General features: G+C 70.8%; 15 protein-coding genes. 12 read left to right on the top strand and 3 right to left on the bottom strand.

Translation table 11 applies throughout. The annotated features are described in order from the left end of the window. Nucleotides 1-246: 246 nt before the first annotated feature. The 3 genes from VFE05_09625 (at nucleotide 247) to VFE05_09615 (ending at nucleotide 3,002) form a co-directional block, all read left to right on the top strand. A complete protein-coding gene (locus tag VFE05_09625) occupies nucleotides 247-753 on the top strand; it encodes an acyl-CoA thioesterase (protein ID HET6230315.1) in 507 nt (168 codons plus the stop codon). Between the two features lie 123 nt (nucleotides 754-876). Next, complete coding sequence (locus VFE05_09620) at nucleotides 877-2,220, top strand: AAA family ATPase (protein ID HET6230314.1); 1,344 nt, start codon at nucleotides 877-879, stop codon at nucleotides 2,218-2,220. A 269-nt stretch (nucleotides 2,221-2,489) separates the two neighbouring features. Further along, nucleotides 2,490-3,002 carry a DUF2059 domain-containing protein gene (locus VFE05_09615; protein HET6230313.1) on the top strand — a complete coding sequence of 171 codons (513 nt, stop codon included), beginning with the start codon at nucleotides 2,490-2,492 and terminating at the stop codon, nucleotides 3,000-3,002. Nucleotides 3,003-3,035: 33 nt separating this feature from the next. Here the strand turns inward: VFE05_09615 and VFE05_09610 are convergent, their stop codons facing one another. Then, nucleotides 3,036-3,425, bottom strand: coding sequence for a hypothetical protein (locus VFE05_09610; GenBank protein HET6230312.1), 390 nt, complete (start codon nucleotides 3,423-3,425; stop codon nucleotides 3,036-3,038). 243 nt (nucleotides 3,426-3,668) lie between these two features. Between VFE05_09610 and VFE05_09605 the strand changes: the two genes are divergently transcribed. The 9 genes from VFE05_09605 (at nucleotide 3,669) to VFE05_09565 (ending at nucleotide 8,351) form a co-directional block, all read left to right on the top strand. Beyond that, nucleotides 3,669-4,331, top strand: a complete 663-nt coding sequence (locus VFE05_09605) for a hypothetical protein (protein ID HET6230311.1) — start codon at nucleotides 3,669-3,671, stop codon at nucleotides 4,329-4,331. A gap of 26 nt (nucleotides 4,332-4,357) precedes the next feature. After that, nucleotides 4,358-4,549 (top strand): DUF1272 domain-containing protein, encoded by a 192-nt coding sequence (locus VFE05_09600; protein HET6230310.1) that lies wholly within the window; start codon nucleotides 4,358-4,360, stop codon nucleotides 4,547-4,549. Further along, complete coding sequence (locus VFE05_09595) at nucleotides 4,546-5,025, top strand: hypothetical protein (protein HET6230309.1); 480 nt, start codon at nucleotides 4,546-4,548, stop codon at nucleotides 5,023-5,025. The genes VFE05_09600 and VFE05_09595 overlap by 4 nt, the downstream gene beginning before the upstream one ends. 79 nt (nucleotides 5,026-5,104) lie before the next feature. After that, nucleotides 5,105-5,422 (top strand): TfoX/Sxy family protein, encoded by a 318-nt coding sequence (locus tag VFE05_09590; GenBank protein HET6230308.1) that lies wholly within the window; start codon nucleotides 5,105-5,107, stop codon nucleotides 5,420-5,422. A 24-nt stretch (nucleotides 5,423-5,446) separates the two neighbouring features. Then, nucleotides 5,447-5,815, top strand: a complete 369-nt coding sequence (locus VFE05_09585) for a hypothetical protein (GenBank protein HET6230307.1) — start codon at nucleotides 5,447-5,449, stop codon at nucleotides 5,813-5,815. Nucleotides 5,816-5,903: 88 nt separating this feature from the next. After that, entirely contained in the window at nucleotides 5,904-6,506 is a 603-nt protein-coding gene (locus VFE05_09580; GenBank protein ID HET6230306.1) for a GNAT family N-acetyltransferase, read from the top strand. Between the two features lie 79 nt (nucleotides 6,507-6,585). Further along, nucleotides 6,586-6,987: a peptide-methionine (R)-S-oxide reductase MsrB gene (gene msrB, locus VFE05_09575; protein ID HET6230305.1), complete on the top strand. Its 402-nt coding sequence runs from the start codon at nucleotides 6,586-6,588 to the stop codon at nucleotides 6,985-6,987. Nucleotides 6,988-7,343: 356 nt separating this feature from the next. Beyond that, nucleotides 7,344-7,754, top strand: a complete 411-nt coding sequence (locus VFE05_09570) for a hypothetical protein (GenBank protein HET6230304.1) — start codon at nucleotides 7,344-7,346, stop codon at nucleotides 7,752-7,754. 168 nt (nucleotides 7,755-7,922) lie between these two features. Further along, nucleotides 7,923-8,351: an OsmC family peroxiredoxin gene (locus VFE05_09565; GenBank protein ID HET6230303.1), complete on the top strand. Its 429-nt coding sequence runs from the start codon at nucleotides 7,923-7,925 to the stop codon at nucleotides 8,349-8,351. 342 nt (nucleotides 8,352-8,693) lie between these two features. On the opposite strand, the gene VFE05_09560 is transcribed toward VFE05_09565, so the two are convergent. Together VFE05_09560 and VFE05_09555 are read right to left on the bottom strand one after the other, a co-directional pair. Further along, on the bottom strand, nucleotides 8,694-9,578 hold the full coding sequence (locus tag VFE05_09560) for a metallophosphoesterase (protein HET6230302.1): 885 nt from the start codon (nucleotides 9,576-9,578) through the stop codon (nucleotides 8,694-8,696). Next, nucleotides 9,579-10,541, bottom strand: a complete 963-nt coding sequence (locus VFE05_09555; GenBank protein HET6230301.1) for a hypothetical protein — start codon at nucleotides 10,539-10,541, stop codon at nucleotides 9,579-9,581. Nucleotides 10,542-11,192 lie beyond the last annotated feature (651 nt).

Genomic DNA, 11,192 nt, shown 5'->3' with positions numbered 1-11,192 from the left:
AGTCGATCCCGATCTCGCGTGCTCATCTTTAGCATCTCCTCGCTCCGTCGCAGGTTTCCACTCCAGTGTGGGCGAACCTGTCCCGAAGGAGGACATTTCTATATCAACCAACCCGGACATTTCTATATCAAGACTACACTTTCGTCTGCCGGGTGGCTTTCCACGCCGCACGTTCCCGCTATCTTCCCGCGCCTGAGCCGGCGTCCCCGCGCGCCGCGACCGCAGCCTTCACATCTCCGTGCGACGATGGACGAGAACGAGACCTCCGCGCCCGCGGGCAAGACGCCGCGCGATTCCCTGACGGTGCTCTCCGAAAGCATGATGCCGGACCAGCTGAACCACCACGGCAACGTGTTCGGCGGCGAGATCCTGGCGCTGGTGGACAAGTGCGGCGGCGTGGTGGCGCGGCGGCACTCGCGCACGCCGGTGGTCACGGTGAGCTTCGACCGGGTGGAGTTCCGCGAGCCCATCTACGCCGGCGAGTACGTGGAGGCGCACGGACGCATCGTGCACGTGGGGCGCACGTCGATGGACATCATGGTGACGGTGGAGGCGGAGGACCTGACGACGGGCAAGCGGCGGCAGACCAACCGGTGCTTCGTGACATTCGTCGCGCTGGACAAGCTGAACGGCCGCCCCACGCCCGTCCCCCGCCTCATCCTGGAGACGGACGAAGACCGGCGCCTCAACGCGGTCGCCATCCGCCGGCGGGAGCGCAGGGCCGCGGAAGAGGCCGACCACGGCGGGTTCTGAGTGCGCGGGACTGCGCATCCGAACGCCGGCTTTCCATCTTGCCGGAACTTTCGCAGGGCGCGCCAGGTCTCATCCGCAGGTATCCGTAACGGTAAGTCACGACAGAGCAAGAGCTTTCGATAGATGACCGAGATCGGGCAGCCGCACATCTACACCGACCGGGTGCTCCGCATCGACCCGGGCTCGGTGGTGGTGACGGTGGGGTCGGCGGGGTCGGGGAAGACGGAGTGGGCGCGGCGCAACTTCCGCGGCCCGCAGACGCTGTGCATGGACCAGCTCCGCCGCCTCGTGGCCGGGTCGGGGACGGACTTCGCGGCCAGCGACGAGGCGTTCGACGTGCTGCTCCAGATCCTGGAGTCGCGCGCCCGCCGCTGCCTGACCACGGTGCTGGACGGGACATTCCTGCGACCAGTAGTGCGGCAGCGCATCCTGGAGGTGTGCCGCCGGTGGGACCGCCCGTCCGTCGCGGTGTGCTTCCACATCCCCGCGGAGTTGGCGCAGTACCGCAACCGCACGGGCAGCAAGCCGCTGTCCGGCCGCGAGCTGCGCGCGCAGGTGGGACAGGTGCGCGACTTCATCGCCGCGCACTCCGGCGGGCGGAACGCGGAGGGGTGGGGCCGCGTGGTCTTCTTCGGCGACGTGGATACGGACCTGCTGCCGGTGATTCGCCTGTCGCTGCCCTCACCGCTTCCGTACGCCGGGCCCTTCGACGTGATCGGCGACGTGCACGGGTGCCTGGAGGAGCTGGACGCGCTCTTCGACAAGCTGGGCTACGCGCCCCCGGACGCGGAGGGCGCGCGCGTGCACCCGCAGGGTCGCCGCGCTGTGATGGTGGGCGACTTCGCGGATCGCGGCCCCAGCAGCGCGGGCGTGTTCCGGCGGGTGATGGCCATGCACGCGCGCGGCTCGGCGCTGGCGGTGCCGGGCAACCACTGCGTGAAGCTGCTGCACTACCTGCGCGGCAACCACGTGGACGTGCGCAGCGGCCTGGGCGACACGCTGCGCGACCTGGACCGCGCCGGCGCCGAGTTCCGCGGCCGCGTGCGCGACTTCCTGGAGCGCCTGCCCCGCTCGCTCATCCTGGCCGACGGCAAGCTCGTCGTCTTCCACGCCGCCCTGCCGCGCGACCGCACCGGCCGCGACGACGAGGCCACCGAGGCGCAGCTCATCTACGGCGTGGTCGGCACCCGCGGCGTCGCGGAGCGTGCGCTGGACTGGACGGCTACCTGGACGCCGGGCGAGGACGAGCCGCTCGCCGTCTACGGCCACGAGCCGGTGCCGGAGCCGCTGCGCTCGTACAACACCATCGACATCGACGGCGGGTGCGTGTTCGGCGGCTACCTGGCCGCGCTGCGCTGGCCGGAGCGCGAGCTGGTGTACGTGCCGGCCCGCGAGATCTACTACGAGAACCCCAAGGTCGACTGGCGCGGCGCCCCCGGCGGCGAGAACGGCAACGGCGAAGGCTGATGCGAGGTTCGGTGGCCCCGTATCTCCGGAACTCGAACGCTCGCCTTTGATGCCGTGCAGAGCGAGCGGTGGACGACCGGCGCGCGGTGGGAGGGACGAGACGGTAGATGCGCGGCGGCCGAGGGTTGCCGAGCCCGCATCGATCGACATCGCCCTCCTGGCGCAGATGCCGTCCCGACGACGTGCTTTCCCGTCCGTCGCACGCGGCCTACATTGCGGGTTCCCGGCCCGCGCCCGCGGGCGAGGCATCTCCCACGACGCACCACCCGATGAAGCGCATCCTCCTTCCCCTGCTGCTCCTGGCCGCTCCGGCGGCGATGCAGGCACAGACGGCCCCGGCCGCCGGGCCGCCCTCCACCGCCACGGCCGGGCAGATGGCCGCCGCCGAGGACCTGCTGGTGGCGATGAACGCCGAGGACACGTACTACAAGTCGTTGGACGCGGGCATGATGCCCCGCATCGCGACGCTGCCGGCGCTGGCCGCGCACTCCGACTCGATTCGCGCGTACGTGCACCGGATGGTGCCGTGGGGCGAGCTGAAGCCGGACTTCCTGCGCATGTACACGGAGATGTTCACCGAGGCCGAGCTGCGGCAGCTCGCGGCGTTCTACCGCACCCCCGTGGGCGGCAAGATGATCCGGCTCACGCCGCAGATGGCCACGCGCTCCATGTCCCTGAGCGAGCAGCGGCTGAGCGCGCGCATGCCGGAGTTCATGGACTACATCCGCTCGTTGATGGGCGAGGGGCCCGCTTCGCCGCCCGCGCCTCCGACGAAGCCGTAGCCTCACCTCGGCCCGCCGCCCGCCCGCCGTTCCTCACCGCGGGCGGCGGGGATCCGGCCCGATCATCGTCCGCGCACTTCCGTCTTGTATCGATCCGCCCTCCTCCCCGCAAAGCCGAATGAAACGCATCGCGCTCGCCCTGCTGCTCCTCGCCGCCCCCGCCGCCGCCCGCGCGCAGACACACGCGTCCGCCGCGCCCGAGCCCACGGCCAGCCAGCTCGCCGCCGCGCGCGAGGTGCTGCAGGCCATGGACATGGAGGAGAACTTCCGGAAGAACATGGAGTCCACGATGCTCTCGCAGATGTACGGCGCCGGAGCGGCGGGGACGGCGCGGTCGGACTCGATGACCGCGTTCATGCGCCGGATGATGCCGTGGAACGAGCTGGAGCCGCGGTACGCCCGCATGTACGCCCAGCTCTTCACCGAGAGCGAGCTGCACCAGCTCGCCGCCTTCTACCGCACGCCCCTGGGCCGCAGGATCGCGGGCGCGACTCCCGAGATGACGGCGCAGTCCATGCGGATCGGGCAGGAGCAGATGCAGGCGCACATGCCGGAGCTCACGGAGTTCTTCCAGTCCATAATGTCGCGCGGATATCCCCAGCTCGTCCGGCAAGAAGCCGTAGCCGTCGTCCCCCTCCCCCCACCGTCCAACCGACAAGGCAACCCATGCGCAAGCTCCTCCTCGCCGCCACGCTCCTGGCCGCCGCTCCGCTCGCGGCCCAGACGCCGGCGCAGCACCAGGGCGACCCCGACGTCGCCGCCCGCTCGGCCGCACCGCTGCCCGCGGGCTGGCACCTGCGCCTGGACCGGGCAGACGCCAAGCAGGCAGACCTCACGTTCACGCGCATGGGCTCGGGCTATCACTTCACCGGCGGCCCCGCGGCCATCTTCTGGCGGCCCACGGACCGCGTGTCCGCGCCGTACACCGTGCGCGCCACGCTCACCCAGACGCGCGCGCCGCGGCACCCCGAGGCGTACGGCGTCTTCGCGGCCGGGCAGAACCTGGACGCGCCGAACCAGACCTACCTGTACCTGGTGGTGCGCGGCGACGGGAAGTTCCTGGTGAAGCACCGCGCGGGGACCGAGGTGCACACCGTGATCGACTGGACGGACAGCGACGCCGTGCACAAGGCCGACGCCAACGGCCGGGCCACCAACACGGTGGAGATCCGCACGGCGGCGGACTCGGTGCGATTCGTCGTCAACGGCACGCGCGTGGCGGCCGTGGGGGCGGGCTTCGGGCCGGGCGTGGCGGGCCTGCGCCTGAATCACAACCTCGACATCCATGTGGACTCGTTCCGCGTGAGCCGCGGTGCATCCCGCCGCTGAGCCTCGCCCCATCCGGAGGCCCGGCGATGGCGCTGGAGATGAGGGCGGAGTGCGAGCGGTGCCACGCGCCGCTCGCGGCCGACGGCGCGGCGTACATCTGCACGTACGAGTGCACCTTCTGCCCGGCGTGCACGGTGGGGATGCGCGGCGTCTGCCCCAACTGCGGAGGCGAGCTGGTCGCACGTCCCCGCCGCGGGCGCGTGGTGGCGCAGGGATGAGCGCCGCGCTCGCGCCCGCCGCGTACGAGGCGCGCCTCGTCCGGTCCCACGGCGTGTGGACGGAGGGCGAGTGGCGCGTCAAGGCGTACACCATCGCCCACGCGGCGCGGGAGGAGGCGGCGGATCCCGCCACGCTCGACGCCGTCCGCCGCCTTGCGTTCGCCGGGATCGCCGCGCACGCGGACGGGTTCGAGCACCACGCCGCCGGGTTCGCCATCTTCCACATGGGCGCGGACGGTGACTACCTGCTCACGTTCTGGTGGCACGGCGAGAACATGCTCGCCGCTCGCATCCACATCGGCTCTCGCGAGAAGATGGCGGAGATGGAGGACCGCACCGCGACGGGGCTGATGCCGTGCGTGTGGGAGCTGGAGGTGATCGGCTTCGAGCGCGACGCGTGGGTGGAGTGCGTGCTCACGCCCGGCGGCGGCGGGGTGGACGCGTATCTGAGCCGCGCGCTGGAAGGCATGGTCTGAACGGCGGCGCCGCGGCCCCGCATCTTCCGTATCCAATCCACCGGCACACATGGCAGTCGGCAAGGAGTTCCGAGAGTTCGTGTTGGAGCAGCTGGGGCGCGTGGCGCACGTCACCGCGCGCAGCATGTTCGGCGGCGTGGGCATCTATGCCGACGGGCTGTTCTTCGCGCTGATGACCGGCGAGGACGTCTACTTTAAGGTGGACGACACCAACCGCGGCGACTTCGAGGCCGAGGGCATGGGCCCGTTCATGCCTTTCGGAGACGACACGCACGTCATGCAGTACTACCAGCTGCCCGCGGAGCTGCTGGAGGATCCCGACCGCCTGCGCCCGTGGGTGGACAAGTCCGTCGCCGTCGCGCGCGCCGCCAAGACCAAGCCGCGGAAGAAGAAGTAGCGGCCCCTCCCCCGGACCGAGGCGATGTTCGCGGAAGAGCCCATCCTGTTGCGGGACATCATCCTCCTGGCTCTGCTCCTCGCCACCCCGGCGTACGCGGCGGGGCTGGTATGGCTGCACGCCTTCGCCGGCCGCACCCGCCCCGGCGAGCCGCGCACGCACGCCGCCGCTATGGCTGCGGCGACCCTCCTGGCGCTGGCCCTCACCGTGCTCTTCGCGGGCGCCCTGGCCCGCTTCGCACCCGGCGTGGTGAGCGTCTTCCGGCCGCTCGGGCGAGCGGGAGAAGCGATAGGCGCCGTCGCCGTCCCGGCGGTGCTCGCGTCGCTCGCCGCATTCCCGCTCGCCGCGAGGCTGATCCGCATCCCCCGTCCCGCATCGCGAGCCGCGGGCTGACGGAGCGTGCCGGCAGATCGTCATGCGCCGGTCGCGTGGGATGCGGCAGCGGCGATCCGCATCTCCCGCCTGCCATCGCATCATCCCCATGAAACCTGTCCTTGCCCCCGGCGAACCCCCGGACGCACACGCGGCCGTCTTCGCGGCGTTTCCCGTGCTGGCGACGGAGCGGCTCGTGCTCCGCCGCCTCACGCCCGCCGACGCGCCGGCGCTGTTCGGCATCTTCTCGGATCCGGAGCTGATCCGGTTCTGGAGCTCGCCCGCGTACACGACGGTCGAGGATGCGCACGACCTGGTGCGGCGCATCGACGACAACTTCGAGCGGCGAGCGGGCATGGACTGGGGCGTCACGCTGCGCGGGGACGGGCGCGTGATCGGCAAGTGCGCCTTCCACCGCTGGCTGCCGGACCACCGCCGCGCCGAGATCGGCTACGCCATCGCGCGGCCCATGTGGCGCCAGGGCCTGGCGACCGAGGCGGTGCGGGCGCTGCTGGACTTCGGGTTCGCGGCGATGGGCCTGCACAGCGTGGAGGCGCAGGTGGACCCCGGGAACGCGGGTTCCATCCGCACGCTGGAGCGGCTGGGATTCGTGCGCGAGGGGCACCTGCGCGAGAACTACTTCATGCATGGCGTGTTCAACGACACGCTCGTCTACTCGTTGCTGCGGCGGGCGTACCGGCCCGCGCCGTGAAGGGAGCGCCGGCGGCGCAGGGGGGTATCAGGCGGCGTGGCACGATGGGCGTGCCGGGACACCAGCGCGGAGGGATCACGTGGAGAAGGTCACCAAGAGCGACGCGGAGTGGAAGGCCGAGCTCACGCCGGAGCAGTACGCGGTGATGCGGAAGAAGGGCACCGAGCGCGCCTTCACCGGCAAGTACTGGGACACCACCGACGAGGGCGTGTACCGCTGCGCCGGCTGCGGCGCCGAGCTGTTCAGCAGCGACACCAAGTTCGACGCCGGCTGCGGCTGGCCCAGCTTCACCCAGGCGCTCGCGCCGAACGCGGTGCGCGAGGAGGCGGACCACAGCCACTTCATGCGCCGAACCGAGGTGCTGTGCAACCGCTGCGACGCGCACCTGGGCCACGTGTTCGACGACGGCCCCGCGCCCACGGGCCTGCGCTACTGCATGAACTCCGCGTCGCTCGACCTGGAAAAGGACGCGAAGAAGTAAGCCACGGCCGCCCGACGGCTCGACGGCGGATGCGCGCCGGAGCTTCCCGAAGCTCCGGCGCGCCACGTTTCATCTGCCGTCCACCGGCTGCTCGGAGCATCGAGAAGACGGTGGTTCGGGAGAGGAAGGGGCGCAGCTTTCGGGCGGCCGCGCGGAACCTGACGGCGCCCGCGTGCATACCGCCGGATCGTAAGATGGTGGAGATGCGGAGCCGGCTCGGCCGGCGTGCGAGGGGAGCCGCCGGTTTGCCGCGCAAGGGCTTGTGCGGGAAATGTGGACAGAGTAGACTTCCGTTCACGCTGTCTACTTCCCGACGCGGAGATCCGGCCGCGTCATAAGCCCGGGGAGGCTGCACCATGACCGAATCGCCCCAACCCATCTCGCTGGAGCGCCTGCGCCGCAACGTGGCCGTTCAGGTCCAGGCGACCTCGCTGCGCTTCATGGCACGGCGCGTGGGCATGAGCCCGTCGGGCCTCTCCAAGTTCCTGGAAGGAGCCATGCCGTACTCCGCCATCCGCCGCAAGCTGTTCGAATGGTGGGAGCGCGAGGGTGGCAAGCCCAGCGCCGAGGTGAGCACCGAGCTGGCGACCGACGCGCTGACCGCGCTGGTGCACGACCTGCCCAGCGACGCCCGCCGCGGCGCCGTGCAGGAGCTGCTGGGCGTGCTGCGCGAGGCGCACAAGCAGGACGGAGTGCCCATGCCGCAGTGGCTGGCCGACCTGTCCGGCCGCCCCCGCCCCCCCGCAGACCCGCCCGCCGAAGGCTGAAGGGTGGAGCCGACAGGATACGCAGCCGGCGTGGAGCCTTCCGCGCCGGCTGCTCGCGTTCCGGGGCGCGTCCGTGCGCGCGGCCCGGTAGTTGCCGCCCCGCGCCGCGTGCGTTCCGAGGCTCGGGGCGATACACGTTCGAACAACCATTCAGGGGAGAATCCGGCGATGCCGACACGGAATGCGAGCGCACAGTGGGAGGGCGGGCTCCAGAGCGGGAAGGGGAGCTTCAAGGGAGCGAGCGGGGTGATCAGCGGCTCGTACTCGTTCGGGTCGCGGTTCGGCGAGGCGGGTGGCACCAACCCCGAGGAGCTGCTGGCCGCGGCCGAGGCGGCGTGCTACAGCATGGCGCTGGCGGTGGGCCTGGAGCAGGCCGGCACCCCCGCCACCCGCGTGAGCACCGACGCCGCCTGCACGGTCGAGAAGGTGGCCGAGGGCTTCAAGATCACCACCATGAAGCTGAAGGTGCGCGCCGTGGTGCCCGGCATCGACGCCGACACCTTCCAGAAGGCCGCCGAGGCCACCAAGCTCGGCTGCCCCGTCTCCAAGGCCCTAGCCGGCGTGGACATCCAGCTCGACGCCGCGCTGGAGCAATAGCCAACGTTTCCCGCCCGCGTCTCTCACGAAGACGCGGGCGGTTGGCACGTCGGCCAACCAGCGTCGAGCTCGCCGAAGCGCTGCACGCTTTCTGCCGCAGACCGCGAAGCGTGTAGCCTGCTCACGCGCTCGGGGCCGCACCGCATCCCCCGACTCGGGGGCGAAACCTCGGCGGACGGAATCGCGTGATCGAATCTGCCGATCGGACGCTGATGCGGCGGACGGCGGGGGATCGGCGCTCATCGGGATGCGGGAGACGGGAGCGCATCGGCTGGACGAACGAAGGGCCCGGGCGAAGTCGCCGGGCCCTTTGTTCATCTGCGTCATCACATCTCGGGACGGCTACGAGATCTCCGCGGAACCGCCGCGGGAGGACGAGGGCGCAAGGTTCAGCGCGGGCTCCTGGGGCTCCGCATCGCCCGCCGGCTCCGGGAGCGGGATCTCGTAGAGGAAGTACATGGGCGCGCCTTCCTTCTTCACCAGCACGTGCGACACGTTGAACACCGGCACCCCGCCCGGCGTGCGCCCGCGGAAGGTGCCGTGGTGGGCGTGGCCGTGGAACACCACGTCGGCGCCGAAGCGGTCCAGCGGCTCGGCGAGGCGGTCGTTGCCCAGGAAGGGGAAGATCTGCTCCGGTTCGCCCATCACCGTGTCCACCACCGGCGCGTAGTGCAGCAGCACCACGCGGATGGGCGTGGACAGGCGCCGCAGCCCCATCTCCAGGCGGTGCGTCTCCTCGAGCGTGGTGTTCACGAAAGTCTTCGTGTCGGCCTCGCCGAAGGCCGTGAGCGTGTAGCGGCCGAAGCCGCCCATGTAGCCCTTGGCGCCCGCGAAGCCCACGTGCTCGTCCAGCTCGAACGGCTCGCCGTCCAGCAGGTGAACGCCGCGCTCGCGGAGGATCGCAGAGACCTGGTCTACGTTGCCGCTCTCGTGGTCGTGGTTCCCCAGCACGGCCAGGATGGGAATCTTCACGTCGGCCAGCTCGCCCACCGCCACGCGCATCTCGGCCGGGGTGCCACGGCGGGTGAGGTCGCCGGCGAGCAGCAGCACGTCGGCCTCGGTGTTGGCGCGGGCGAAGAGCTCGCGGTACGCGCCCACGTCCTCCTCGCCGCAGTGGAAGTCGCCCACCGCGGCGATCCGCACGTTGTGCTGCCGGTCGTCTTTGCGCCGTCCGGACCGGCGCTCGCTCACGGGCTCGCCGCCCTGCGCCTGCTTGATCTCGCTCATCTAGTCCTCTTCCGCCTGCTCCGCGTCGCCCGGCACACCGCTCCCCTTGGGCACGCCGGAGTCGTCCTGTGCCGTGGCGCGCTCGTCCCACACGCCGCTCGCCTCCAGCGCACGGATGGGGGCGCTGCCCTCCATCTCCCGGATGTACTGCTCGCGCATGTCGCCGAAGCCCCACTCGTTCACGTCGATGGCGAAGCTGAAGCGCGAGATGAGGGTTCCGCGCGTGATCTTCGCCTCGCTCTCCGGCGGCTCCGTGGCTTGCGACACGGCTTCCGCGCGGTCCAGCAGCTCGCGCACGACCCAGTCCGGCACCTGCTTGGCGTAGCCGGGATAGACGTAGCGGAACATCTGCACCTGCGAGAGCAGCAGCGGCCAGTGGTCGCCCGTCTTGGTCACCAGCCGCTTCCAGTCCATGCGGTCGCCGCCGGCCAGGATCAGGTGGGCGATGTCGGCCATGTCGTGGCGGTGCCGCTCATTGATGAACAGCCGGTGCCAGATCAGCTCCTCGGGCGGCGCAACGCGCACCTGCGTTGCGGCCAGGATGGCGGGCGAGCTGTGCGCGTACCAGTCGTGGTCGATCAGCGCCAGGCCGTTGCCCATGCCGTAGATGATGTCGATGAAGTAGTCCCCGTCGAGCGCCTTGGCCAGCCAGTGCGACTGCTCCAGGCGGGCGGTGAAGCCCACCTTCTTCAGCGTCTCCATGGCCGCAACCACGGCCTGCGGCTCGCAGAACAGGTCCAGGTCCTTGGTCTTGCGATAGATGCCGGTGTGCTCGTAGATGGCGTACGCCCCCGCCACCACGTACGGCACCCCCGCCTCGTTCAGCGCGTTCAGCGCGCGCTTGTAGATGTCGCGCTCCGCCTCGGGGATCCAGAAGTCGCCGTGGGTCACGGACTTCTGCTCCTCGGGCGCCAGGTTGCGCAGCCGGGGGGGAAGCGGGGTGCGCGGTTCGGTCTTCGGCATCGAGCTCCTCGTGGGGGTCGCGGGTCGGCGCACGCGAAAAGCAAGGATCGGGCCCCGCGGCGGGTGTTCTTTCCCGGTCCTCTTCTTACGCGGGATCGGGGGGATTCCGTACGTGCGGGCCGCTCCGGAGCCGGCCGGCGATACACTGCCGTCCGTCTCCTCCGCGGGGGCGGCGAGCCTCCTCCTCCGGGCGCCGATACGGCCTGCCGCCCTCCGTCCGGGGTCTCCCCACCCCGGCGTGAGCCTCGCGTGCTCCGCGCACCCGGATGCATCACGCCGCGCGAGTCTCCCGCCGCACATCTTCCTGCCGGGTACGACGGAACGATTCCAAGCCGTCTTCGGGTCCGCGTGGATCAGAGGGCGCCCCTCGGCCGTACTCGGCATCGGCGCGATACCCGGCGGGAGTCCTGCGCGATAAGACGACCTGGCTCCGGCACCAACTGCCGCAAGTGGCCGTGATCGAGCCGATCGAGCCGCGCGACACCCTCCGATCACCCAATACCTACCTCATCCCGCCTCTTATTACTCCGGACGATAAATAGTTTGCATTAGTAGGGATCCAGCAGTAGATTGGGTGGATGACGCCTCGCGACGCGCGGTCCCTGCCCGCAGCTGCCCAGGAAGAGCTTCGCCGTCGCGCGGTACACGCCG

It is taken from the genome of Longimicrobiaceae bacterium (assembly GCA_035696245.1).
Classification (GTDB): Bacteria; Gemmatimonadota; Gemmatimonadetes; order Longimicrobiales; family Longimicrobiaceae; genus DASRQW01.
Note: the sequence above shows the minus strand (reverse complement) of the source record. Positions and strands in the feature narration are given on the sequence as shown.